The sequence below is a fragment of the Aliidongia dinghuensis genome, assembly GCF_014643535.1.
Classification (GTDB): domain Bacteria; phylum Pseudomonadota; class Alphaproteobacteria; order ATCC43930; family CGMCC-115725; genus Aliidongia; species Aliidongia dinghuensis.
In genome coordinates this window covers 83810-106678 of the sequence record NZ_BMJQ01000010.1, presented here as the reverse complement: position 1 = coordinate 106678, position 22869 = coordinate 83810, and the positions used below count along the sequence as shown (strand labels likewise).

The window sequence follows — 22869 nt, the reverse complement described above, 5'->3', positions numbered from 1 at the left end:
GGCGAGTTACAGCGCCGGCAGCCAGCAGGTGACGCAGGTGCCGCCGTTCACGGCCGAATCGAGCTCGACCCGACCGCCGTGCATCTCGATGAAGCTGCGCACCAGCGTCAGCCCGAGCCCGGCGCCGACCTGGCGGCCGTCGGTCTGGCCGCGCTCGAAGCTCTCGAACACCTTGGCCTGCAGCTCGGCCGCGATGCCGATGCCGGTGTCGCTGACGCTCAGGGCGACCTCCGGGCCGATCCGGCGCGCGCCGAGCGTGATCGTGCCGCCGGTCGGCGTGAACTTGATGGCGTTCGACAGCAGGTTGAAGAGGGCCTGGCGGATGCGCGCCTCGTCCAAAGTCACGACGCCGATGTCGTGCGGGCAGTCGAAGGCGAGGTTGAGCTGCAGGTGCTTCGCCCGCTCGCGCGTCAAGGTCAAGACACTCGCCAGCATGGCATGAACATCGACCGGCGACCGGTCGAGCGTGAGCTCCCCGGCCTCGATCGAGGCGATGTCGAGGATGTCGTTGATGAGCGACATGAGCCGCTGCGAGCTCTCGAAGATGCCACGGCTGTATTCGAGCTGCCGGTCGTTCAGCGGCCCGAAATACTGGTTCGACAGGATGTCGGCGAAGCCGATGATCGCGTTCAAGGGCGTCCTGAGTTCGTAGGACACGTTGGCGATGAATTCGCTCTTCAAGCGGCCCGCGGTCTCGAGCGCCTCGTTCCGGTCCCGGAGCGCCTTGCGCACGCGCGCCGAGTCCGAGACGTCGAGATAGCTCAAGAGCACGTTGCCGTCCGGCAGCGGGATCGTGTTGATCTCGAGCACGAGCCCGTCGCGCCGGTCGAGCGTGCTGGCATAGCTCGTGTACGAGATCACCCGGTCGATGATCTCGGCCTTGGTCTTGTCCCAGGCCTCCTCGGCGTAGAACGGTCGCATCCGTTCGACAAGCGTCGAGATATGCGGGCGATTGGCGAGATCGTGCGGCTGCAGCAGCCACATCTCGGCAAAGGCCGGGTTCCAGAGCGTCAAGCGCCCGTCGCTGCCGAACACGACGAGCCCTTCGGACAAATTGTCGAGCGTTGCGCGCTGCACCTCGGACAGCGTGTTGTAGGAGCGTTCGAGCGCCAGCCGGTCGGTCACATTCTCATAGGTGAAGGTGAGGCCGCCGAACGGGTGGCGGCTTACGACCTGGCGCAAGGTGCGGTCGTCGGGCAGATGCAGCAGCTCCTCGCGCGGCGCCCGCAAGTCAGAGAAGAGGGCGGCCTGTTCCGCCTTGAACTTACGGAAGTCGGCATATTCCGGCAGCACCCGCTGCTCGCGCAGCAGGTCCAGCACCTCGGGCAGCGCCGGCTCGGTGTCGAGGAAATCCGGATCGAGCTGCCAGAGCCGGCCATAGGCGGTGTTGTAGAACAGGAGCCGCGCGTCGGGGCCGAAGATCGCGATCGCGGTCGTCACCGTCTCCAGCACTTCGCGGTGGGCGACGCCGAGCCGGGTGATCTCGTTGCGTGCCTGCTCGATCTCGCTCCGGTCGCGGGCGAAGCCGACGGTGCTGCCGCCTGGAATCGGGATCTCGGTCACCTCGAACGGTCCACCCGTTTCGCCGCCGATCATGCCGGCGGCGCTCTGCGGCGTGCCGGTCGCGGCGGCGCTGTCGGCAAGCGGGCGCGAGAAGGTGGCCAGGGCCGGCAGCTGGCGGAAGCGGGCGTTGCCGTTGGTGATCGCGAGCTCGCGGTCACGCCACCAGACCGGCACGGGGATCGTGTCGAGGGCGGCGGCGAGCCGGTCGCGCTCGGCCGCCCGCTCAGCGCCTTCGGCGAGGGCCGCCGCGCGGTCCGAGATGTCGGTCACCCAGACGAGGTCGAACGACAGGCGCTGATCGGTCGAGGTGACGCGGTGCAGAGTGAGCTCGATCGCGCGGCGGCTGCCGTCCTCGAGCGTCATCTGCAGCGTCTCGCCCTTGCCGGTCAAGGCAAGCGAGGCGAAGGCGGCGCGCACGGCCGCTTCCACGGTCGGGGCCAAGCGCAGCAGGTCGTCCAGCACCAGCGGCCATACGGGATCGTCGCCGCGTCCGTCGATCCGGATCGCCCGGCCGTCGACATAGCGGTAGCAGACGCCGGAGATCGTGCCGAGCCCCGCCGACAGGAGTGCTCCCGCCCGTTCCGCCCGCCGGCGCAGGCGCCGTTGCCGCTCGTGCGCGCCGATGCCGGCGCCGATCGCGACGACGAGAAGCAGTTCGGTCAACATGCGGCACGTCCCGGCCCGGATGCACTGGCGCAACCGGTGAGCGTCACCCAGATCGCGGCGGCGGTCGGCACGTTCATGGTTCTCATGGTAAGGGCTCGGCGCGCCCGCCACAAGCGATGCTGTTTCGGCTCAGAAACGGTTTCGGCGGCGCATCGAAACTGCGCCGCCGAAAGGCCCGAAGAGGGGCGGGGAGCCCGCACCCGTGCTCCCCCCACTTGTTCTACTAGTAGCGGTAGTGGTCGGCCTTGAACGGGCCCTTCTCCTCGATGCCGAGGTACTTGGCCTGCTCGGTGCTGAGCTTGGTGAGCTTCGCGCCCAGCTTCTCGAGATGGAGTGCCGCCACCTTCTCGTCGAGATGCTTCGGCAGCACGTAGACCTTGCGCTCGTACTTGGCGTGGTTCACCCAGAGCTCGATCTGCGCCAGCACCTGGTTGGTGAAGGACGCGCTCATGACGAAGCTCGGGTGGCCGGTGGCGCAGCCCAGGTTCACGAGCCGGCCCTTGGCGAGCACGATCAGGCGCTTGCCGTCGGGGAACACGACCTCGTCGACCTGGGGCTTCACTTCTTCCCAGACATAGTTGCGCAGCGAGGCGATCTGGATCTCGCTATCGAAGTGGCCGATGTTGCAGACGATCGCGCGGTCCTTCATGGCGCGCATGTGGTCGAGCGTGATGACGTCGACGTTGCCGGTCGCGGTCACGAAGATGTCGCCCAAGGGGGCGGCCTCGTCCATGGTCACGACCTGGTAGCCTTCCATCGCCGCCTGCAGGGCGCAGATCGGGTCGATCTCGGTCACCATGACGCGGGCGCCCTGGCTGCGGAGCGAGGCGGCCGAGCCCTTGCCCACGTCGCCGAAGCCGGCGACGACGGCGATCTTGCCCGCCATCATGACGTCGGTCGCGCGCTTGATACCGTCGACCAGGCTCTCGCGGCAGCCGTAGAGATTGTCGAACTTCGACTTCGTCACGCTGTCGTTGACGTTGATCGCCGGCACCGCGAGCGTGCCCGCCTTCATCATCTCATAGAGGCGATGCACGCCCGTGGTCGTCTCTTCCGAGATGCCGCGGATGTCCTTCAGCATCTCCGGATACTTGTCGTGCAGGATCTGCGTCGCGTCGCCGCCGTCGTCCAGCACCATGTTCGGCGTCCAGCCGTCGGGGCCGCGCAGCGTCTGCTCGATGCACCACCAGAATTCCTCTTCCGTCTCGCCCTTCCAGGCGAACACCGGGATGCCGGCGGCGGCGATGGCGGCCGCGGCCTGATCCTGGGTCGAGAAGATGTTGCAGGATGACCAGCGCACGGTGGCGCCAAGCTCTACCAGCGTCTCGATCAGCACCGCCGTCTGGATCGTCATGTGCAGGCAGCCGACGATGCGGGCCCCTTTGAGCGGCTTCGTCGCGCCAAATTCACGGCGCAGCGCCATCAGGCCCGGCATTTCCGTCTCGGCGATCGCGATTTCCTTGCGGCCCCAGCCCGCCAGATTGATGTCCGCGACCTTGTAGTCGGTGAACGTTGCCATGCCTGTCTCCAAATCCTCAAGAAAATGGCCGATCCGGCCAGCGGCCGGATCACGAGCGGGCTATAGCAGCAGCGGTGGCGCTGCGGCAAGGCCCGGAGGACTAACGCCGCTCTCGGCAGAAGCGCACCGGCTTGCACGCATGGCCGGCCGTCGATATGGTCGCGCGCCTTTCGAGGCGATGGGGCGGTCCCGATCCGAGGCTCGTCCGGCCGCCCCCGTGAATGCAGAGCGAGACAAGAGGACACGACGACCATGGTCGATTTCGACGAGGCGCAGACGAACGGCTCTCAGAAGGCGCGGCCGGCCGACGTCGGCGGCATCGCCGGCGAGCAGCTCCGCACGATCATCGAGCGCATCGAGCGGCTGGAGGAAGAGAAGAAGGCCCTGGCCGAGGACATCAAGGACGTGTTCGCCGAGGCCAAGGGCAACGGCTTCGATATCAAGATCATCCGCAAGATCATCTCGATTCGGAAGCGCGACCGCGCCGAGCTCGACGAGGAAGAGACCATGCTCGAGGTCTATATGCGCGCGCTCGGCATGCTGCCGAACCTCGACGAAGAGTAAGCGCGGCGCGGAGTAAGCGGCGGGCTCAGCGCCACAAGAGCGGGGCGAGCGGCACCACGAGGGCGGTCAGGAGGCCGTTGAGCGCGATGCCGAGAGCGGCGAAGGCGGCACCCAGCCCGTCTTCGGCCGCGACCTGGGCCGCGGCGACGCCACTGCCGGCGACGCCCGCCGCAAGCCCGTGGGCCCGCCAGTCGTCGATCTTGAGCCAGCTGAGCAGGCGCCGCCCGACAATCGCGGCCACGATGCCGCCGACGATGGCGAGGGCGGCGGTGAGCCCCGGGATGCCGCCGATCTCCTCAGACACAGCCATGGCAATGGGCGTGGTGACGGCCTTGGGCGCCATGGAGAGCGCCACCGCTCGGCTGCCGCCCAGGAGCCAGACCAGGCCGATGCCGCCCGTGATCGACGTCGTCGAGCCGGCAAGGAGCGCCAGGCCCACACCGTGGAGGCTGCGGCGGACGTGGGGCAGGTTGCGGGCAAGCGGGATGGCGAGTGCGACCGTCGCCGGCCCCAGCAGGAAATGGATGAACCCGGCGCCCTGAAAGTAGGTGCCGTACGGGGTGCCGGTCGCGAGCACGAGGGCTGCGACCGCGGCGATGGCGAGCAGCACCGGATTTAGAAGCGGCGTGCCGCCGGCGCTGCGCTGCAGGGAACGGGCGCCGAGATAGGCGGCGAGCGTCACGGCGATCCAGAGCAGGGGCGTGGGCGCGAGCGGCGCCCAGAGTGCCAGAACGATCCGGCTCATGATCTTGCCTCTTGCCGGCCGTGGCGGGCGGGTGTCGCGCAGGGCTGCGCCGAGCGGCGGCCGAGACGATGCATGGCGATGCCGGTGACGCCGAGGCTGAGCACCGTCGAGCCCAAGAGGCCGCCCAGGATCGGCAGCCATTCCGTCCGGAGCAGGCCCGCCGAGGTGATGACCCCGACGCCCGCTGGCACGAACAGCAGGCCCATATGCTCGAGCAGGACGCCCGCGGTCCGGTCGAGCGCCGAGGATGCTTCGGCCTCGGCCCTTCCGTCACCGCGCAGCGCGAGGCCGACGGCGAGCAGGATCATGCCGACGACCGGGCCTGGGATCGGCAGATGCAGGGCATCGCGCAGGAGTTCACCCAGAAATTGGCAGCCGAGTAGGGTGAAGAGGGCGCCGATCACGGCCGGCCCCCGTGCGATACGTTTCGCATGACCATCGATCTTCTCCTCGTGACGGATGCCGTGCCCGAAGAATGGCGCCCGTCCGCGGGTGCCGAAACGTCTCTCCCGTCGAATCTTTCTTGCAGAAAAGGGATGAATGGCGACGCTGTGGCGCGGGATTGCCGCCAATTTTTGCGCGCAAGGGGAGGGCGATGGACTATCTGGCCGCCATGCGGGCCTTCGTCCGCGCTGTCGATCTCGGCAGCTTCTCAAAAGCTGCAGCCGAAGCGGATCTCAAGGTCTCGACCGTCTCGCGCTACGTAAGCGCGCTCGAGGCGGATCTGGGGGCTGCGCTGCTCAACCGCTCGACCCGGCGGCTGCACCTGACGGAGGCCGGCACGGCGTTCCACGAGCGGGCGACCGCAATCCTGGCCGAGGTCGCGGAGGCGCGGGAGGCGACGCGATCGCTCAATGCCCGGCCGCAGGGCCTGCTGCGGATCAATATCCCGGGTGCCTTTGGCCGCCGGCATGTCGTGCCGCATCTTAAGGACTTCCGGTCGCTGCATCCGCTGATCCGCCTCGACGTGACGCTGACGGACGCGACGGTGAACCTGATCGAGAGCGGAGCGGACGTGGCCGTGCGCATCGGCGCGCTCGCCGATTCGACGCTGGTCGCCCGGCGCTTGGCGCCGCAGCGCCGCCTGCTGGTCGGCGCCCCCGGTTATCTGCGGCGGCATGGTGCGCCGGAAGCGCCGGGCGATCTCGCTCGGCACGACTGCTTGGCCTTTGCCTTGCTGCCGGGCGGTGCGTGGTATTGTCGCCCCGTTGGGGAGCCGGAGGCGGACGCCGCGGAGATCCGGATCGAGGGCAGCTTCCGCGCCAACGATTCCGAGACGCTGCTGCAGGCCGTGCGGGACAATCTGGGGTTGGCGCTGCTGCCGACATGGCTCGTTGCCGACGACCTGCGCGCCGGCCGGCTCGTGCCGCTGCTGACCGGATGGGCCTGGATGATCGCGCCGGGGCCTGAGCGCGCCGTCTGGGGCGTCTATCCGCCGAAGCGCATCGTTTCGCCCAAGGTCCGCGCGTTTCTCGACTTCATGGCGGCGCGCATCGGTCAGCCGCCCTATTGGGACTGCGACTTGCCGATCGGCTGATGCACGGTTGCGCCCGGCAAAAATTAGGTTGCGATATGTTACACTAGAAACTGTATATGGGTTGCGCCGTTTCGGTTGCGATCATGCTGCGTTATGGGCTAGATCTCTGAACGGCGTGATTTCAAAGGTGCTTGCCGCCGGTATCGTCGGCAGTTACTTTCACGATTACGAAAGATGTCCTGGCGACCCGAACAAGCGGGCGTCCAGCACACGGGAGACAGGGGGCTTAAAGGGAGCGGGCGGAACGGCCTGCCGGGCGTTTCCGGCGGCGTGTTTCTGCTCATCCTGGCGGCCTGAACTTGGCGCGTACGGGGGATGATGGAATATTTTCTCCAGCAACTGATCAATGGGCTGACGCTGGGCGCCGTCTACGGCCTCATCGCGATCGGCTACACCATGGTCTACGGCATCATCGGCATGATCAATTTCGCCCACGGCGAAATCTTCATGATCGGTTCCTTCATCTCGCTGATCAGCTTCCTGATCTTGAGTTCGGTCGGGGCCAGTTCGGCGGTCGTGGCGATCCTGATCGTCCTTGTGGTGACAATGATCTTCACGTCCATGTTCGGCTGGTCGGTCGAGCGCGTCGCCTATAGGCCATTGCGCGAGAGCTTCAAGCTGGCGCCGCTCATCTCGGCCATCGGCATGTCGATCTTCCTGCAGAGCTTCATCCAGGTGTTCCAGGGTGCCAGACCCAAGCCGCTGCAGCCGATCCTGCGCGGCGGCATTCAGCTCCTGGAGGGCCACGGCTTCACCGTCCAGATCAGCTACCTGCAGATCCTCATCATCGTGCTCACCGTGGCGCTCATGATCGGCTTCACCGGCGTCATCCAGCGCACCTCGCTCGGCCGCAGCCAGCGGGCATGCGAGCAGGACCGCACGATGGCGGCCCTCCTTGGCGTCAATGTCGACCGGACGATCTCGCTGACCTTCGTCATGGGCGCAGGATTGGCCGCTGTCGCCGGCCTGATGTTCACGCTCTACTACGGCGTCATCGACTTCTTCATCGGCTTCCTCGCCGGCGTGAAGGCGTTCACCGCCGCCGTGCTGGGCGGCATCGGCTCGCTGCCGGGCGCCATGCTTGGCGGCGTGCTGATCGGGCTCATCGAGGCCTTCTGGTCCGCCTATTTCTCCATCGCCTACAAGGATGTCGCCGTCTTCATGGTGCTGGTTCTGGTGTTGATCTTCCGTCCGACCGGTCTGCTCGGTCGGCCTGAGGTGGAGAAGGTCTGATGGCCGCCGTCAATGCTGCGGCCGGAAGCCGCAACGGGTTCTTGGGTGCCGTGCAGAACGCGCTCCTGACCGCCGTCGTCGCGCTCGTGCTGACCGTTCCGACCATCGGGCTCAAGACCGACGAGTCCGGCGGCACGCTCATCATCACCCGGCATTTCGATACGGTCGCCTGGATCGTTGCAGTCGTGTTCCTGGGCCGCCTCGCCATGAACCTCTTCATGGCGCGCCGCGCGGTGATCCCGAGCGAGCAGAAGAAGTCGGGCCCGAGCGCCATGGACCGGCTGGCCGCGTCCGTCGCCCAGAACCAGGCGAAGATCGGCGCCGTCGGCTTTCTCGTCGCCGTGGTGCTGCCGTTCTTCACCTCGAACTACCTGATCGACTTCGGCACCAACGTGCTGATCTACGTCATGCTCGGTTGGGGACTGAACATCGTGGTCGGCCTCGCCGGCCTGCTCGACCTGGGCTATGTCGCGTTCTACGCGGTCGGCGCCTATACGGTGGCGCTGCTCGCCACCAACTTCGGGTTCGGCTTCTGGATCTGCCTGCCGCTCGCGGGGCTGTTCGCCGCGTGCTTCGGCGTGGCGCTGGGCTTTCCGGTCCTGCGGCTGCGCGGCGACTATCTCGCGATCGTGACGCTCGGCTTCGGCGAGATCATCCGCTTGATCCTGCTCAATTGGCAGGACGTGACCGGCGGCCCGAACGGCATCGGCGGCATCCCGCGGCCGACGCTGTTCGGCCTGCCCTTCGTGCCGCGCTCGGCGAGCGGTCCCACCTTCTCGGAATTCTTCGGGCTCGAATTCTCGCCGACCCAGCGCTTCATCTTCCTCTACTTCCTGATCCTGCTGCTGGCGCTCGTGACCAATTTCTTCACGGTCCGCATGCGCAAGCTGCCGGTCGGCCGCGCCTGGGAGGCGCTGCGCGAGGACGAGATCGCGTGCCGGGCGATCGGCATCAACGCGACCAACATCAAGCTGTCGGCCTTCGCGTTCGGCGCCATGTTCGCAGGCTTCGCCGGCTCGTTCTTCGCGACGCGCCTGGGCTTCATCAGCCCCGAGAGCTTTACCTTCACCGAATCGGCGACGATCCTCGCCATCGTGGTGCTGGGCGGCATGGGCAGCCAGCTGGGTGTCGTGCTGGCGGCGATCGTGCTCGTGTCGCTGAACGAGGCTGGCCGCTGGTTCTCGTTCTTGGGCGATGTCGCACTCTACCGGCCGCTGATCTATGGCGGTGCGATGGTGCTGATCATGCTGGTGCGTCCGCGTGGGCTGCTCGCCCACCGCCAGCCGTCGATCCTGCTGCACGGCTCCGGCGGGCCGCGCGCGAGCCTCGTGCCCAACGATGCCCAAGCTGCCTCGACGGGAGAGCTGCCATGAGCCAGCTCGACAATTACGCGCCGCCGGGCAAGGCCCCGCTCTTGACGGTCGAGCATCTGACCATGCGCTTCGGCGGCCTGGTCGCGATCAACGACCTGTCGTTCGCCGCCTACGAGCGCGACATCACGGCGCTCATCGGCCCGAACGGCGCCGGCAAGACCACGGTGTTCAACTGCCTGACCGGCTTCTACAAGCCGACGGTCGGCCGCATCACCATGAAGGGCGCTGGCCAGGACTATCTGCTGGAGCAGATGGAAGGCTTCCGCATCACCCGGATCGCGGGCGTGGCGCGCACGTTCCAGAACATCCGCCTGTTCTCGGGCATGACGCTGCTCGAGAACCTGATCGTGGCCCAGCATAACGAGCTGATGGACGCGTCGCTGTTCTCGATCGCCGGCCTCCTGGGCCTGCCGCGCTACCGCAACGCTGAGAAGGCAGCGATCGAGCTCGCCAAGTTCTGGCTGAACCGGATCGGGCTCTACGAGCGCGCCGACCAGCCGGCGTCGAGCCTGCCCTATGGCGCGCAGCGCCGGCTGGAGATCGCCCGCGCCATGTGCACGAAGCCGCGCCTCCTGTGCCTCGACGAGCCGGCGGCCGGCCTCAATCCCAGGGAATCGGCCGAGCTCAACGCGCTGCTCCTGTCGGTGCGCAACGACGAGGGCATCGGCGTGCTGCTGATCGAGCACGATATGAGTGTGGTCATGAAGATCTCCGATCATATCGTCGTGCTGGACTACGGCCGGAAGATCTCGGACGGCACGCCCGAAGCCGTACGGAACGACGAGAACGTCATCAAGGCCTACCTCGGTGAAGTGGAGGAGGAAGAGCTGCCGCCCGAAGTCGCCTCGGATGTGGGGATGCAGTCATGACCCGCATGCTCGACATCTCCGGTGTCCATACCTATTACGGCCGCATCCAGGCGCTCAAAGGGGTGGATCTCACGGTCGAGAAGGGCGAGATCGTCACTCTGATCGGCGCCAACGGCGCCGGCAAGTCGACCCTGCTCATGACCATCTGCGGCCGGCCGCGGGCGAGCGCCGGCAAGATCGTCTATGACGGCGAGGACATCACCCACAAGCCGACCTACGAGATCGTGCGCCATGGCATCGCCCAGTCGCCCGAAGGCCGCCGCATCTTCTCGCGCATGACCGTGCTCGAGAACCTGCAGATGGGGGCCACGACCGGCGATCCGGCCAATTTCGACGGCGACCTCGAGCGCGTCTTCACCCTGTTCCCGCGCCTGAAGCAGCGCCAGACCCAGCGGTCCGGCACCATGTCGGGCGGCGAGCAGCAGATGTTGGCGATCGGCCGCGCGCTCATGAGCCGGCCCCGGCTCCTGCTGCTCGACGAGCCGTCGCTGGGCCTGGCACCGCTCGTCGTGAAGCAGATCTTCGAGGTCATCAAGGAGATCAACGAGCAACAAGGTGTGACAGTGTTCTTGGTCGAGCAGAACGCTTATCATGCGCTGAAGCTCGCCCACCGCGGCTACGTCATGAAGACGGGTGAGATCACGATGAGAGGCAGCGGCAGAGAGCTGCTCGCGAACAAGGAAGTTCGCGCCGCCTATCTCGAAGGAGGGCACTGATGTCCGGCCTCGATTCGGCCATGGCCGTCATCGGCACCAGCCTGTGGGTCTTTATTTGCGCCACCGTCATCCTGTTCGGCTGGGCCGCCTTCATGACGGGTCAGGCGTTGGCGCAGACCTGGCGGCCGATGTGGCATCTCGGACCCTACATGCTGCTCTTGGCGGCGGGCTGCCGGTTCCTCGACTTCGCGCTGTTCGGCGGTACGCTCTTGTCGCTGCCGGGCTATGTGGTGACCGTCATCATCCTGCTGATCTTCACCATCATGGCTTATCGGGCGACCCAGGCCCGCAAGATGGTGAACCAATACCCGTGGCTCTATGAACGGGCCGGGCCCTTCGCCTGGCGCGACCGGCAGGGCTGACGGGAGACTTGCGTACGGAGGGTTGAACTTGCTTTGATGCGGTTCAAGTCCTCCGCGCATGTGCGTGGCCCCGCGCGGACGACGGGGAAAAGTCTGCGCGGGTAATTAGGGGGCCTCGCCACCGGCGGCAACGACAACCCGATGGGGCGGGTCAAATCTTCTGACAGGGAGTTCTTTGAGATGACGAAGGGGCTAACCTTTTTGACGGCGGTCAGCGCTCTGGCGCTTACGGCCGGCGTTGCCAAGGCTGACATCCAGATCGCGACCGTGGGCCCGATCACCGGTTCGAACGCGGCCTTCGGCGAGCAGCTGAAGAAGGGCGCCGAACAGGCGGTCGCCGATATTAATGCCAAGGGCGGCGTGCTCGGCCAGAAGCTGGTGCTGACCGTGGGCGACGATGCCTGCGACCCGAAGCAGGCGGTCGCCGTCGCCAACCAGCTGGCGTCGAAGGGCGTGATCTTCGTGGCCGGCCATTTCTGCTCGGGCTCGTCGATCCCGGCCTCGGCCGTCTACAACGAAGCCGGCATCCTGCAGATCACCCCGGCCTCGACCAACCCGGCGCTGACCGAGGATGCGGCCAAGAAGAAGTGGGACAACGTCTATCGCACCTGCGGCCGCGACGACCAGCAGGGCCAGGTTGCAGGCAAGTATCTGCTTGACCACTACAAGGGCAAGCCGATCGCGATCCTCGACGACAAGTCGGCCTACGGCAAAGGCCTCGCCGACGAGACGACCAAGACCGCCAATGCCGGCGGCCTGAAGGAAGTGGTCCACGAGTCGATCACGGCCGGCGACAAGGACTTCACGGCCCTCATCTCCAAGATGAAGGCGGCGAACGTCTCGGCGGTCTATTTCGGCGGCTACCAGACCGAAGCGGGCCTGATGGTTCGTCAGGCGCACGAGCAGGGCCTGACCGCCCAGTTCATCTCGGGCGACGCGCTGCCGACGACCGAGTTCTGGGGCATCACCGGCCCGTCGGGCGAGGGCACGCTCTTCACCTTCGCGCCGGATCCGCAGAAGAAGCCGACCGCCAAGGCGATCGTCGAGGAGTTCAAGAAGACGGGCTATGAGCCGGAAGGCTACACGCTCTACACCTATGCCGCGATCCAGGTGTTCGCCCAGGCGGCGGAGAAGGCCAAGTCGACCAAGCTGCCGGACCTGGTGAAGGCGCTGCACGGCAATTCGTTCGACACGGTGATCGGCCCGATCAAGTACGACTCGAAGGGCGACATCACCGAGGGCGGCTTCGTCGTCTGGAAGTGGCACGACGGCAAGTATGCCGAGCTGAACGGCTAAGCGATCGCGACGGCTTCCCGGCACAGCCGTGCCGGGAAGCTGGTTGCAGGAACCACAAACGAAACGGCCCGGCGGGGTGCTCCGCCGGGCCGATTTGTTTTCGCTATCGCTCCGCTATTTCTTCGAGGGGCGACGGCCCGAGGTCCTCCCGGCGCCGCGACCGAGCCCGATCTCCTTGGCGAAGGCCGAGCGCTGCGCAGCATAGTTCGGCGCCACCATCGGATAGTCCGGCGGCAGGCCCCATTTCGCGCGATATTCGTCCGGAGTCATATTGTAGGTTGAACGAAGATGCCGCTTCAGCATCTTCAATTTCTTCCCGTCCTCGAGGCAGACGAGATATTCCGGGGTTATCGACTTCTTGACCGGGACGGCTGGTTTGGCCGGCTCCGCCTTTAACTCGGGGGGCGTGCTGTCCAGCCCGCGGAGCGAGTTGTAAACGGCATTGATCACTTCGGGTAGCTGAATCGTCGGCAAACTATTGTTGCTGACGTAGGCTGCAACCACGTCGGCGGTCATCCGCATTAGCCCATCTTCCGTGGCCTTTTCCATCGGCTTCTCCATGTGACATGTGCGTCCCGTAAAATTTTCTTATATTTAAGCATAGTTGCAGAGTGATTTCTTGCTGTCAACGGAAGCCTTGAGTGAATTTCAAGGTATATTGATTTGACGTTGCAATCGAGTGAACCAACTAAGCGTGGAGATTGACGGAAAGGGCAAATGCCGCCGCCCACTTTAGATGGTTCCCCAAGAGACGAAATGTTCTTTTTGAACGAAACATGAGGCGCCGGGCTGGCGCGGCGGCGGCATCCGGCACGCCTGAGGGCAACATGTCGGGTAGTATGCTGTGTGGCATGTGCTGAGAGCGCATCCCCGCTTCTTGGGGCGCACTACCGTCCTTCTTCAACATGTGGTATCCAACCGTTCTGCCGGTCGAGGGACCCGGGCAGTGGCCCGACCGGCCTGGAACCGCCCTGCAACGCCGCGACTCCGGCCAGATCCGGACTCGGGCTCGATCCCATGCGAAGGCTCGATACATGACTCCCAGCAAGCTCGCCGCCGGTGGCCACCCGGAAGGTTTCTTCACTACTGGCCTCGCCGACTCCGACCCTGAACTTCATGGCAGCATCGTCGAGGAACTGGGGCGTCAGCGGCATGAGATCGAGCTGATCGCGTCGGAGAACATCGTCTCCCGCGCCGTGCTGGAGGCGCAGGGCTCAGTGCTCACCAACAAATATGCCGAGGGCTATCCGGGCAAGCGCTACTACGGCGGTTGCGAGTTCGTCGACGTCGCGGAGGCGCTTGCGATCGATCGCGCGAAGCGGCTATTCGACTGCAAGTTCGCGAACGTGCAGCCCCATTCGGGCGCGCAGGCGAACCAGGCGGTGTTCATGGCGCTGCTGCAGCCGGGCGATACGATCCTCGGCATGTCGCTTGCTGCCGGCGGGCATCTGACCCACGGCGCGCCGGTCAACCAGTCGGGCAAATGGTTCAAGGCCGTGCCCTATGGTGTCACGGCCGACACCCATCTCATCGACTATGACGAGTTGCGGCGCCTGGCGCTCGAGCACAAGCCGCGCCTCATCATCGCCGGCGGCTCGGCCTATCCGCGCGTGATCGACTTCGCCCGCTTCCGGGCGATTGCCGACGAGGTCGGCGCCTATCTGATGGTCGACATGGCGCATTTCGCCGGCCTCGTCGCCGGCGGCGCCCACCCGAGCCCGCTGCCGCACGCCCATGTCGTAACCACGACGACGCACAAGACGCTCCGCGGCCCGCGCGGCGGCATGGTGCTGTCGAACGACGAAGAGCTCGGCAAGAAGATCAATTCTGCCGTGTTCCCCGGGCTGCAGGGCGGCCCGCTCATGCATGTGATCGCCGCCAAGGCGGTGGCGTTCGGCGAGGCGCTCAGGCCGGACTTCCAGGCCTACGCGCGGTCGGTCGTGGCAAATGCCCAGATCCTGGCCGAGACGCTGGTCGGCCGCGGGCTTGCCATCGTCTCGGGCGGCACGGACACGCACCTGATGCTGGTCGATCTCCGCCCGAAGCGGCTGACCGGCCGCGATGCGGAGAAGAGCCTCGGCCGCGCGCGCATCACCTGCAACAAGAACGGCATCCCGTTCGACCCGGAAAAGCCGATGGTGACTTCGGGCGTCCGGCTCGGCACGCCGGCCGGCACGACGCGCGGCTTCGGGCCGGCCGAGTGGCAGCAGATCGGCAACCTGATCGGCGACGTGCTCGACGGCCTGGCCGCCAGCAACAGCACCGACAATGACGCGGCGGAGGCGCGGGCCCGCGAAGAGGTGGATGCGCTGTGCCGGCGCTTCCCGCTCTATCCGACGTTCGGCTGACACAAGACGGGCCGTCCATCCTGATGGACGGCCTTTTTTGCATCGAGGCCCGCCCGCGGGGCGGGCATCAAGAGGTGAGACCCGGATGCGCTGTCCATTCTGCGGCTTCGACGATACCCAGGTTAAGGATTCGCGGCCAACCGACGATCGCTCGGCGATCCGTCGCCGACGGTTCTGCCCCAACTGCGCGGCACGCTTCACCACGTTCGAACGGGTGCAGCTGCGCGAGCTGACCGTCGTCAAGAAGACCGGCCAGCGCGAGCCGTTCGATCGCGACAAGCTCGCCCGCTCGATCTACATCTCGCTGCGCAAGCGCCCGGTCGAGGGCGAGCGGGTCGAGCGTGTCATCAACTCGATCGTTCGCCAGCTCGAAAGCTCGGGCGAGTCCGACGTGCCGACCGAACATATCGGCGAGCTCATCATGGAGGCGCTCGCCAATCTCGACCAGGTCGCCTACATCCGCTTCGCCAGCGTCTACCGCGACTTCCGTGAGGCGAAGGATTTCGGCGAGTTCGTCGGGCGCTTCTCGCCGGAAGACCACGAGTAGCGGCAAGGATGGACGACGTCGGCCATATGCGGGCCGCACTGGCTCTGGCCCGCCGCGGGCTGGGCCGTGTGGCACCCAACCCGGCGGTCGGCTGCGTCCTCTTGCGCGATGGCGTCGTCGTCGGGCGCGGCTGGACCCAGCCGGGCGGGCGGCCTCATGCCGAGACCGAGGCGCTGAAGCGCGCCGGTGCCGCCGCCGCGGGGGCGACCGCCTATGTGACGCTCGAGCCTTGCGCGCACCATGGCTCGACGCCGCCCTGCGCCGACGCGCTGATTGCCGCGGGAGTGAGCCGCGTCGTGGCCGCGATCGAGGACCCGGATCCGCGCGTCGCCGGCCGTGGCCTCGACCGGCTGCGTGCGGCGGGCATCTCCGTCGATCTCGGCATCTGCGCCGAGGAGGCGCGCCAGCTCAACGCCGGGTTCCTGAAGCGGGTCGAGGCCGGCCTGCCGCTGGTCACGCTCAAGCTCGCGACCTCGCTCGACGGCAAGATCGCGACCCACACCGGCGAGAGCCGCTGGATCACGGGCGCGCCGGCCCGGGCGCTCGGCCATATGCTGCGCCGGCAGCACGACGCGGTCATGGTCGGCAGCGGCACCGTACTGGCGGACGATCCCGAGCTGACCGTGCGCCTGCCCGGCCTCGGCGACCCGCCGCCGCGCCGCATCGTGGTCGACGGGCGGCTGCGCACGCCCTTGACCGCGAAGCTGGTCGCGACCGCGCAGCAGGTGCCGACGACGATCGTGACGCTCGCCGGCGTCGATGCGCTGCGGGCCGGCGCCTTCCGCGACTGCGGCGTCACCGTGATCGAGATCCATCGGGATGGGGACGGCAATGTGGATCTTGAGGCGGCGCTGCGGGCGCTCGCCAAGCAAGGCCTGACGCGCATCCTGGTCGAGGGCGGGGCGACACTCGCGGCCTCGCTCCTGCGCGGCCGGCTCGTCGACCGCGTCGCCTGGTTCCGCTCGGCCGGGCTCATCGGCGGCGACGGGCTCGAGGCGGTGAAGCCGTTCGGTGTCGACCGGCTTGCCGATCAGGCATTGGGCACCCGCTTGTCCGTCATGCGACTGGGCCAAGATCTGCTGGAAACCTTCGCGCTCAGCGCCTAGGTTTTGCCCCACCATGTTCACAGGCATCATCACCGACGTCGGCCGTGTGCTCGCGATCGAGCCGGACGGCGACCCGCGCTACCGGATCGGAACCCGCTACGACACGGGCGGCATCGCGTTGGGCGCGTCGATCGCGCATTCCGGCGTCTGCCTGACGGTGATCGCGACCGGGCCCGGCTGGTTCGACGTGCAAGTGTCGGCCGAGACACTGGGCCTCACCACGGTCAGGCACTGGCAGGTCGGCACCCGGATCAATCTCGAGCGCGCGCTCAAGGTCGGCGACGAGCTGGGCGGCCATATCGTCTCGGGCCATGTCGACGGCATCGGCCGCATCGTCGAGCGCCGGCCGGAGCAGGATTCCGTGCGCTTCGTGATCGAGGTCCCGCCGGCGCTGGAACGGCTCGTCGCCCGCAAGGGCTCGATCGCGATCGACGGCGTGTCGCTCACCGTGAACGAGGTTGAAGGGCGGCGCTTCGGGATCAACATCATCCCGCACACCCAGCAGGAGACCACCTTCGGCACGGCCGAGATCGGGCAGGAGGTCAACCTCGAGGTCGACATGCTGGCGCGCTACGTCGCCCGCCTGTTGGGCAAGGACCTGCCATGAGCTTTTCCGAGATCGTCTCGCCGATCGCCGACATCATCGAGGATGCGCGCAATGGCCGGATGTTCATCCTGGTCGACGATGAGGACCGCGAGAACGAGGGCGATCTCGTCATCCCGGCCCAGATGGCGACGCCCGATGTCATCAACTTCATGGCCAAGTACGGCCGGGGCTTGATCTGCCTGGCCCTGCCGCGCCAGCGGGTCGAGGATCTAAGGCTGCCGCTCATGCCGCAGCACAATGCCTCGCGCCTGCAGACCGCGTTCACCGTCTCGATCGAGGCCAAGGATGGCGTCACGACCGGCATCTCCGCCTCCGACCGGGCGCGCACGATCGCGGTCGCCATCGACCCGACCAAGGGCCCGTCCGACCTGGTGACGCCGGGCCATATCTTCCCGCTGATGGCGCGCGACGGCGGCGTGCTGGTGCGCACCGGCCATACCGAGGCCGCGGTCGACATCTCGCGGCTTGCCGGCCTCAACCCGTCGGGCGTGATCTGCGAGATCATGAACGACGACGGCACCATGGCGCGCCGGGCCGATCTCATCGCCTTCGCCCAGCACCACGGGCTCAAGATCGGCACGATCGCAGATCTCATCGCCTATCGCCGGCGCCACGAGCGCACGATCGAGCGCTCGCTCGAGAGCGTCATCGACAGCAAGTTCGGCGGCCAGTTCAGGGCGCTCGTCTATCTGAACCGGCTGAACTATTCCGAGCATCTGGCGCTGGTGATGGGCGACGTCGCCTCGGGTGAGCCGGTCATGGTGCGCATGCATGCGCTCAATCTGCTCGACGATGTCTTGGGCTGCGGGCTCTCCGGCCGCGGCGGCGAGCTGCAGCAATCGATGCGCATGATCGCCGAGGCCGGCCGCGGCGTGGTCGTGCTGATCCGGGAACCCAGCCCGACCGCACTCTCCGACCAGGTGAAGGCGCGGCTCGGCCAGGGCGAGCCCACGTCGGAGCTGCGCGACTACGGCATCGGCGCCCAGATCCTGCTCGATCTCGGCGTGACGCAGATGGTGCTGCTGACCAACACCAAGAAGACCGTCGTCGGCCTGGAGGGCTACGGCCTGACCATCACCGACCAGAAATCCATTCCGCTACCGCCCATTCCGCTCCCGAAAGTGACTCCATGAGCAAGCCCCATATCCTGATCGTTGAGGCGCCCTATTACACTGAGCTCGCCGCCGAGCTGCGCGCGGGTGTGATCGAGGCGCTCGACGCCGCGGGCGCCACCCACGAGATCCTGGCGGTGCCGGGCGCCTTCGAGGTGCCGGCGGCGATCGCCCATGCCGCGGGCCTGTTCCGCGAGGACGAAACCGGCTGCCCGTACGACGGCTTCTGCGCGCTGGGCTTCGTCATCCGCGGCGAGACGACCCATTTCGACCTGGTGAGCGAGGCCGCGACGAGCGCGCTGCAGGAGTTGGCGGTGCGCGACGGGCTCGCCATCGGCTATGGCATCTTCACGGCCGAGAACGACGAGCAGGCCTGGGCGCGGGCGCGCCGTACGGAAAAGAACAAGGGGCGCGAGGTCGCCGAGGCCTGCCTGGCGATGGTCAAGGTCAAGGCCCGCTTCGCGGACGCGCCCTGATGGACGAGGTCAAGAAGCCGCGCGCCCAGTCGAGTGGCATGAAGTCAGGCGGTGCGAAGGGGGGCAACAAGCGCAGCGCGGCACGGCTCGGCGCGGTGCAGGCGCTCTACCAGATCGAGATGACCGAGGCGTCGGCGGCGGCCGTCGTGGTGGAGTATGTCAAGCATCGCCTGGGGCAGGAGATCGACGGCGACAAGTTCGTGCCGGCCGACGCCACCCTGTTCGAGGAGTTGGTGCAGGGCGCCGTCCGGCAGCAGGCGGAACTCGACGGCATCATCCAGCCGGCGCTCTCGGCCGAATGGCCGCTCGACCGGCTGGAGATGATCCTGCGCGCGATCCTGCGCGTCGCCACGTTCGAACTCGCCCATCGCATCGACGTGCCGGTCCGGGTCGTCATCACCGAATATGTCGACATCGCCCACGCGTTCTTTACCGGCAAGGAGCCGGGCCTGATCAATGGCGTCCTCGACCGTCTCGGCCGGCAGCTCCGCCCGACCGAGTGGGCCTGACCCGCTGACCGTGAGGCCCCGCTGACCATGGGCAAGCCGACAGCGCTCGGCGAATTCGGCCGGATCGCGAAATTCTTCGCCCCGCTCGCCGCCGGCCAGCCGGGAGCACTGGACCTCCTCGACGACGCGGCACTCGTCGAGTGCCCGCCGGGCGAGCGGCTGGTCGTCACCGTCGACGCGATGGTCGAGGGCGTGCATTTCCTGTCCGACGACCCACCGGATTTGATTGCGCGCAAGCTGGTGCGGGTCAATCTCTCCGATCTGGCCGCCATGGCGGCGAGGCCTGTCGGCTATTTCTTGACCACGGCCCTGCCGAAGTCGCGCGGTGACGATTGGCTCGCCCGCTTCGCCGACGGCCTGGCCCAGGACCAGGCGGAATTCGGCATCGCGCTTCTGGGCGGCGACTCGGTCTCGACGCCGGGGCCGGTCAGCCTGACCCTGACCGCGTTCGGCCGCGTCGCACCCGGCGCTGAGGTGCGACGCAGCGGCGCCCGGCCCGGCGACCTCGTGTTCGTGTCCGGCACGATCGGTGACGGCGCCTTCGGCCTGGAGGCGGCGCGAGGACAACTCGATGAGCGGCTCGATCCGGCCGAGGTCGCTTATCTCGCCGACCGCTACCGCCTGCCGCGGCCGCGTGTCGCGCTCGGCCCACGGCTCTCGGGGCTGGCGAGCGCCATGATGGACGTGTCGGACGGCCTGGCCGGCGACCTTGGCCATATCTGTGCGGCCTCGAGTGTCGCCGGCGTGATCGAAGCGGCGCGAGTACCGCTCTCGCCGGCCGCCGCCCGGCTCGGCCGGCTCGAGCTGGCCCTCACCGGCGGCGATGATTACGAGCTGCTGTTCACTGCATCACGTGCGCAGCAGGACGCCATCCTGGCCGCCGCCGCGGCCGCCGGCGTGCCGGTCACGCCCATCGGCCGGATCGAGGCGGGGCAGGGGGTGCAGGTGCTGGATGCGGCCGGTCAGACGATGGCGCTCGCTGGCGTCGGGTGGCGGCATTTTTAGCGGTCAGCGGCGGTCGTCGGAGGTCTCATAGCATTATTTGCGCATTTTATGATATGATCCGTCACTCGATAACGGATGGGGCCAGAGTATGAACGTCTCTGTGGGCGAACGCTGGGAAGCGTTTATCGAGCGCGCCGTCTCGGCGGGTCGCTATGGCTCGGCGAGCGAGGTCGTGCGCGAAGGCCTGCGGTTGGTCGAGGAGCGGGAGGCCAAGCAGCAGGCCTTGCGGGCCACGCTCGAAGCTTCGGTCGAGGCCGGCGGGCAGGTCGACGATGCGGGCTTGGATGCAGCACTCGCCGAGCGAGCTGAAGAACTGCGGCGGCGCGGCATCGGCGTGTGAAGCGGGCGGTCTTTCTTCGCTCTGTCGAACGCGACCTGCTGTCGATCTTCACCTTCATCGCAGAAGCAAGCGACAGCATCGCTGTCGCCGACCGTTTCGTCCGACAGCTCCGCCAGCATTGCCACAAGCTTGCGAGCCTGCCGGGTACGCTTGGGCGAGCCCGGCCCGAACTGCTGCCGGATATTCGCTCGGTGCCATACCGCGGCTACGTCATTTTCTTTCGGTATGTCGACGAGCGTTTCGAAGTGGTCGATATTCTGGAAGGGCATCGCGATGTGGACGCGTTCTTCGACGGCCGCGTTTAACCTAGCCTAACCCTCTTCGCTCTCGGCGAAGAAATAGGTCCCCAAGAGCGTCTTCATCTCGCCCACGATGCGGTCGCGTTCCTCGATCGTCGGCTGTTCCAGCGCATAGGCCAGAAGCCGGTCGCCGGCGACGGTCACGATGCTGAGGCGCAGGTCCAATTCGGGCGTCGACTCGATGCCGAGCCCCTCGACCATGAAGCTCTTGACCATGCCGGCGAGGCCGCCCTTGGGGGCTGAATGGCTTTCGCGCGCGGCCGAGCTGATGTAGCGGCCGCCGTAGGCGATCGTCTTGAAGTCCGGCCGCTCGTCCAGGAACTGGACGAAGGCGTCGATGACGGCACCCAAGAGCGCCGGCCCGTCCTCCGGCGGGTTAAACATCAGCGCCTGGATCAAGAGGCCCTGGAAATCCTCCAGGTGCCGCGCCGCGATGGCGTCGACGATCGCCTGCTTGTCGGGAAAGAAGCGGTAGAGGGCGCCAACCGAGACCTCGGCCTCGGCGGCGATCATGCCGGTGGTCACGTCTTCGAGCGCCACGCCGCGGCCGAGCAAGCGCGAAGCGGCCGCGAAGATCCGCTGCACGGTCTCCTGGCTGCGTTCCTGCGACGGGCTGCGCCGCGCACCCAGCATGCGAACGTCGCTACCTTCGGCGGCGGTATTTTGGTCTGCTTTCGCCCTGGCCATGCACACCCTATATCGTTGCACCGCACCAGCCGCAATTGACAACGGCCGGTTCGCTGTGCAAAAACGCGAATACGACATCGCGTTCGTGATGCCGCCCTCGCGCCCCAGGTAGGATCTTACCGGTCGGGGCTCGCAATTAGGAGGTCCCTGGTGGGCATATCGCTCTTGCAGACCGTGAAGGTCGGCAGCTACGTCGTGAAGCAGCATCTCAAGGGCAACAAGCGCTACCCGCTGGTCCTGATGCTGGAGCCGCTGTTCCGCTGCAACCTTGCCTGCGCCGGCTGCGGCAAGATCGACTATCCGGACCCGATCCTGAACCAGCGCCTGTCGATCGAGGAGTGCCTGGGGGCGGCCGACGAATGCGGCGCGCCCGTCGTCTCGATCGCCGGCGGCGAGCCGCTGCTGCATCGCGAAATGCCGCAGATCGTCGAGGGCCTGATCGCCCGCAAGAAGTTCATCTATCTCTGCACGAACGCGCTGCTGCTCGAGAAGAAGCTCGACCAGTACAAGCCCAACCCGTACCTGACCTTCTCGGTTCATCTCGACGGCAGCGAGGAAGAGCACGACCACGCCGTCAGCCAGACGGGCGTCTACGTCAAGGCCGTGGCGGCGATCAAGGCGGCGAAGGCCAAGGGCTTCCGCGTCACGATCAACACCACCCTCTTCGACGGCGCCGAGCCGGAGAAGGTCGCGGCCTTCTTCGACGACGTCCAGGCCATGGGCATCGACGGCATCATGGTCTCGCCGGGCTATGCCTACGAGCGCGCGCCGGACAAGGAGCATTTCCTCAACCGGACCAAGACGAAGCAGCTGTTCCGCGACATCCTGAAGCGCGGCGAGGGCGGCAAGAAGTGGGGCTTCAACCTGTCGCCGCTGTTCCTCGATTTCCTGGCCGGCAACCAGACCTATCACTGCACGCCCTGGGGCAACCCGGCGCGCACGGTCTTCGGCTGGCAGCGCCCGTGCTACCTCCTGGGCGAGGGCTACGCCAAGACCTACAAGGAGCTGATGGAGACGACCGACTGGGACTCCTACGGCACCGGCAACTATGAGAAGTGCGCTGACTGCATGGTCCATTCGGGCTACGAGGCGACCTCGGTCACCGACACGATCAAGCATCCGTGGAAGGCGGCGATCGTGGCGCTGAAGGGCGTCAAGACCGACGGCCCGATGGCGCCCGATATCTCGCTCGCGAACCAGCGGCCGGCCGAATATGTCTTCTCGCGCCATGTCGAGCAGAAGATGGCTGAGCTGGCGCACAAGCCGCAGACCTTCGAGACCGCGACCGACGCGGCGGAATGACCCCCGACGGACAGAGGTTCGACCGCGCGGCCTCGGCCGCGCGGTTTTCGTTTGACGGCTGGAGACCGGCTGCCCACCTGCGATAGGC

General features: G+C 66.8%; 25 protein-coding genes. 19 read left to right on the top strand and 6 right to left on the bottom strand.

Annotated elements, in window-relative coordinates; all coding sequences use genetic code 11:
* Positions 1-6: 6 nt before the first annotated feature.
* Positions 7-2229 (bottom strand): PAS domain-containing sensor histidine kinase, encoded by a 2223-nt coding sequence (locus tag IEY58_RS19220; protein ID WP_189048729.1) that lies wholly within the window; start codon positions 2227-2229, stop codon positions 7-9.
* Between the two features lie 223 nt (positions 2230-2452).
* Positions 2453-3748 carry an adenosylhomocysteinase gene (gene ahcY, locus IEY58_RS19215; RefSeq protein ID WP_189048727.1) on the bottom strand — a complete coding sequence of 432 codons (1296 nt, stop codon included), beginning with the start codon at positions 3746-3748 and terminating at the stop codon, positions 2453-2455.
* 252 nt (positions 3749-4000) lie between these two features.
* Here ahcY and IEY58_RS19210 point away from each other — a divergent pair, with 252 nt between their 5' ends.
* Complete coding sequence (locus IEY58_RS19210; protein WP_189048725.1) at positions 4001-4312, top strand: DUF2312 domain-containing protein; 312 nt, start codon at positions 4001-4003, stop codon at positions 4310-4312.
* A gap of 25 nt (positions 4313-4337) precedes the next feature.
* On the opposite strand, the gene IEY58_RS19205 is transcribed toward IEY58_RS19210, so the two are convergent.
* Positions 4338-5057: an LrgB family protein gene (locus IEY58_RS19205; RefSeq protein WP_189048723.1), complete on the bottom strand. Its 720-nt coding sequence runs from the start codon at positions 5055-5057 to the stop codon at positions 4338-4340.
* Entirely contained in the window at positions 5054-5461 is a 408-nt protein-coding gene (locus IEY58_RS19200; protein WP_189048721.1) for a CidA/LrgA family protein, read from the bottom strand. Before IEY58_RS19200 ends, IEY58_RS19205 begins: the two co-directional genes overlap by 4 nt.
* A 191-nt stretch (positions 5462-5652) precedes the next feature.
* Here IEY58_RS19200 and IEY58_RS19195 point away from each other — a divergent pair, with 191 nt between their 5' ends.
* From IEY58_RS19195 to IEY58_RS19165, 7 genes are all read left to right on the top strand, one after another.
* Positions 5653-6594, top strand: a complete 942-nt coding sequence (locus IEY58_RS19195; RefSeq protein WP_189048720.1) for a LysR family transcriptional regulator — start codon at positions 5653-5655, stop codon at positions 6592-6594.
* 318 nt (positions 6595-6912) lie between these two features.
* Complete coding sequence (locus IEY58_RS19190; RefSeq protein ID WP_189049106.1) at positions 6913-7827, top strand: ABC transporter permease subunit; 915 nt, start codon at positions 6913-6915, stop codon at positions 7825-7827.
* Positions 7827-9200 carry a high-affinity branched-chain amino acid ABC transporter permease LivM gene (livM, locus tag IEY58_RS19185; RefSeq protein ID WP_189048718.1) on the top strand — a complete coding sequence of 458 codons (1374 nt, stop codon included), beginning with the start codon at positions 7827-7829 and terminating at the stop codon, positions 9198-9200. Before IEY58_RS19190 ends, livM begins: the two co-directional genes overlap by 1 nt.
* The gene (locus IEY58_RS19180; RefSeq protein WP_189048716.1) at positions 9197-10069 is read left to right on the top strand and encodes an ABC transporter ATP-binding protein; all 873 of its coding nucleotides are present in this window, start codon (positions 9197-9199) and stop codon (positions 10067-10069) included. Before livM ends, IEY58_RS19180 begins: the two co-directional genes overlap by 4 nt.
* 5 nt (positions 10070-10074) lie before the next feature.
* The gene (locus IEY58_RS19175) at positions 10075-10785 is read left to right on the top strand and encodes an ABC transporter ATP-binding protein (RefSeq protein WP_189049104.1); all 711 of its coding nucleotides are present in this window, start codon (positions 10075-10077) and stop codon (positions 10783-10785) included.
* Complete coding sequence (locus tag IEY58_RS19170) at positions 10785-11147, top strand: DUF6867 family protein (protein ID WP_229743823.1); 363 nt, start codon at positions 10785-10787, stop codon at positions 11145-11147. The genes IEY58_RS19175 and IEY58_RS19170 overlap by 1 nt, the downstream gene beginning before the upstream one ends.
* A gap of 180 nt (positions 11148-11327) precedes the next feature.
* On the top strand, positions 11328-12443 hold the full coding sequence (locus IEY58_RS19165; RefSeq protein WP_189048714.1) for a branched-chain amino acid ABC transporter substrate-binding protein: 1116 nt from the start codon (positions 11328-11330) through the stop codon (positions 12441-12443).
* A gap of 114 nt (positions 12444-12557) precedes the next feature.
* Here the strand turns inward: IEY58_RS19165 and IEY58_RS19160 are convergent, their stop codons facing one another.
* On the bottom strand, positions 12558-12992 hold the full coding sequence (locus IEY58_RS19160; RefSeq protein WP_229743822.1) for a MucR family transcriptional regulator: 435 nt from the start codon (positions 12990-12992) through the stop codon (positions 12558-12560).
* 485 nt (positions 12993-13477) lie between these two features.
* On the opposite strand from IEY58_RS19160, the gene glyA reads away from it, so the two are divergent.
* The 10 genes from glyA (at position 13478) to IEY58_RS19110 (ending at position 20798) form a co-directional block, all read left to right on the top strand.
* On the top strand, positions 13478-14791 hold the full coding sequence (glyA, locus tag IEY58_RS19155; RefSeq protein ID WP_189048710.1) for a serine hydroxymethyltransferase: 1314 nt from the start codon (positions 13478-13480) through the stop codon (positions 14789-14791).
* An 85-nt stretch (positions 14792-14876) separates the two neighbouring features.
* Positions 14877-15338 (top strand): transcriptional regulator NrdR, encoded by a 462-nt coding sequence (nrdR, locus tag IEY58_RS19150; RefSeq protein WP_189048709.1) that lies wholly within the window; start codon positions 14877-14879, stop codon positions 15336-15338.
* 8 nt (positions 15339-15346) lie between these two features.
* Complete coding sequence (gene ribD, locus IEY58_RS19145; RefSeq protein WP_229743821.1) at positions 15347-16444, top strand: bifunctional diaminohydroxyphosphoribosylaminopyrimidine deaminase/5-amino-6-(5-phosphoribosylamino)uracil reductase RibD; 1098 nt, start codon at positions 15347-15349, stop codon at positions 16442-16444.
* A 13-nt stretch (positions 16445-16457) separates the two neighbouring features.
* Positions 16458-17051, top strand: a complete 594-nt coding sequence (locus IEY58_RS19140) for a riboflavin synthase (RefSeq protein WP_189048707.1) — start codon at positions 16458-16460, stop codon at positions 17049-17051.
* Positions 17048-18184, top strand: coding sequence for a 3,4-dihydroxy-2-butanone-4-phosphate synthase (ribB, locus tag IEY58_RS19135; protein WP_189048705.1), 1137 nt, complete (start codon positions 17048-17050; stop codon positions 18182-18184). Before IEY58_RS19140 ends, ribB begins: the two co-directional genes overlap by 4 nt.
* Positions 18181-18639 (top strand): 6,7-dimethyl-8-ribityllumazine synthase, encoded by a 459-nt coding sequence (ribH, locus tag IEY58_RS19130; protein ID WP_189048703.1) that lies wholly within the window; start codon positions 18181-18183, stop codon positions 18637-18639. The genes ribB and ribH overlap by 4 nt, the downstream gene beginning before the upstream one ends.
* Positions 18639-19148 carry a transcription antitermination factor NusB gene (gene nusB / locus IEY58_RS19125; RefSeq protein ID WP_229743820.1) on the top strand — a complete coding sequence of 170 codons (510 nt, stop codon included), beginning with the start codon at positions 18639-18641 and terminating at the stop codon, positions 19146-19148. The genes ribH and nusB overlap by 1 nt, the downstream gene beginning before the upstream one ends.
* Before the next feature lie 27 nt (positions 19149-19175).
* Positions 19176-20153, top strand: coding sequence for a thiamine-phosphate kinase (gene thiL, locus IEY58_RS19120; protein WP_189048702.1), 978 nt, complete (start codon positions 19176-19178; stop codon positions 20151-20153).
* Positions 20154-20241: 88 nt separating this feature from the next.
* Entirely contained in the window at positions 20242-20493 is a 252-nt protein-coding gene (locus IEY58_RS19115) for a type II toxin-antitoxin system ParD family antitoxin (RefSeq protein WP_189048700.1), read from the top strand.
* On the top strand, positions 20490-20798 hold the full coding sequence (locus tag IEY58_RS19110) for a type II toxin-antitoxin system RelE/ParE family toxin (protein WP_189048698.1): 309 nt from the start codon (positions 20490-20492) through the stop codon (positions 20796-20798). Before IEY58_RS19115 ends, IEY58_RS19110 begins: the two co-directional genes overlap by 4 nt.
* Positions 20799-20804: 6 nt before the next feature.
* Here the strand turns inward: IEY58_RS19110 and IEY58_RS19105 are convergent, their stop codons facing one another.
* On the bottom strand, positions 20805-21425 hold the full coding sequence (locus tag IEY58_RS19105; RefSeq protein ID WP_189048697.1) for a TetR/AcrR family transcriptional regulator: 621 nt from the start codon (positions 21423-21425) through the stop codon (positions 20805-20807).
* A 204-nt stretch (positions 21426-21629) separates the two neighbouring features.
* Here IEY58_RS19105 and hpnH point away from each other — a divergent pair, with 204 nt between their 5' ends.
* Positions 21630-22781 (top strand): adenosyl-hopene transferase HpnH, encoded by a 1152-nt coding sequence (gene hpnH, locus IEY58_RS19100; protein ID WP_189048695.1) that lies wholly within the window; start codon positions 21630-21632, stop codon positions 22779-22781.
* The last annotated feature ends 88 nt before the right edge of the window (positions 22782-22869 follow it).

Bases quoted from the DNA above. Each gene is read 5' to 3' on its own strand.
- IEY58_RS19220 (WP_189048729.1), bottom strand. From the start codon at position 2,229: ATGTTGACCGAACTGCTTCTCGTCGTCGCGATCGGCGCCGGCATCGGC.
- ahcY (WP_189048727.1), bottom strand. From the start codon at position 3,748: ATGGCAACGTTCACCGACTACAAGGTCGCGGACATCAATCTGGCGGGC.
- IEY58_RS19210 (WP_189048725.1), top strand. From the start codon at position 4,001: ATGGTCGATTTCGACGAGGCGCAGACGAACGGCTCTCAGAAGGCGCGG.
- IEY58_RS19205 (WP_189048723.1), bottom strand. From the start codon at position 5,057: ATGAGCCGGATCGTTCTGGCACTCTGGGCGCCGCTCGCGCCCACGCCC.
- IEY58_RS19195 (WP_189048720.1), top strand. From the start codon at position 5,653: ATGGACTATCTGGCCGCCATGCGGGCCTTCGTCCGCGCTGTCGATCTC.
- IEY58_RS19190 (WP_189049106.1), top strand. From the start codon at position 6,913: ATGGAATATTTTCTCCAGCAACTGATCAATGGGCTGACGCTGGGCGCC.
- livM (WP_189048718.1), top strand. From the start codon at position 7,827: ATGGCCGCCGTCAATGCTGCGGCCGGAAGCCGCAACGGGTTCTTGGGT.
- IEY58_RS19180 (WP_189048716.1), top strand. From the start codon at position 9,197: ATGAGCCAGCTCGACAATTACGCGCCGCCGGGCAAGGCCCCGCTCTTG.
- IEY58_RS19175 (WP_189049104.1), top strand. From the start codon at position 10,075: ATGCTCGACATCTCCGGTGTCCATACCTATTACGGCCGCATCCAGGCG.
- IEY58_RS19170 (WP_229743823.1), top strand. From the start codon at position 10,785: ATGTCCGGCCTCGATTCGGCCATGGCCGTCATCGGCACCAGCCTGTGG.
- IEY58_RS19165 (WP_189048714.1), top strand. From the start codon at position 11,328: ATGACGAAGGGGCTAACCTTTTTGACGGCGGTCAGCGCTCTGGCGCTT.
- IEY58_RS19160 (WP_229743822.1), bottom strand. From the start codon at position 12,992: ATGGAAAAGGCCACGGAAGATGGGCTAATGCGGATGACCGCCGACGTG.
- glyA (WP_189048710.1), top strand. From the start codon at position 13,478: ATGACTCCCAGCAAGCTCGCCGCCGGTGGCCACCCGGAAGGTTTCTTC.
- nrdR (WP_189048709.1), top strand. From the start codon at position 14,877: ATGCGCTGTCCATTCTGCGGCTTCGACGATACCCAGGTTAAGGATTCG.
- ribD (WP_229743821.1), top strand. From the start codon at position 15,347: ATGGACGACGTCGGCCATATGCGGGCCGCACTGGCTCTGGCCCGCCGC.
- IEY58_RS19140 (WP_189048707.1), top strand. From the start codon at position 16,458: ATGTTCACAGGCATCATCACCGACGTCGGCCGTGTGCTCGCGATCGAG.
- ribB (WP_189048705.1), top strand. From the start codon at position 17,048: ATGAGCTTTTCCGAGATCGTCTCGCCGATCGCCGACATCATCGAGGAT.
- ribH (WP_189048703.1), top strand. From the start codon at position 18,181: ATGAGCAAGCCCCATATCCTGATCGTTGAGGCGCCCTATTACACTGAG.
- nusB (WP_229743820.1), top strand. From the start codon at position 18,639: ATGGACGAGGTCAAGAAGCCGCGCGCCCAGTCGAGTGGCATGAAGTCA.
- thiL (WP_189048702.1), top strand. From the start codon at position 19,176: ATGGGCAAGCCGACAGCGCTCGGCGAATTCGGCCGGATCGCGAAATTC.
- IEY58_RS19115 (WP_189048700.1), top strand. From the start codon at position 20,242: ATGAACGTCTCTGTGGGCGAACGCTGGGAAGCGTTTATCGAGCGCGCC.
- IEY58_RS19105 (WP_189048697.1), bottom strand. From the start codon at position 21,425: ATGCTGGGTGCGCGGCGCAGCCCGTCGCAGGAACGCAGCCAGGAGACC.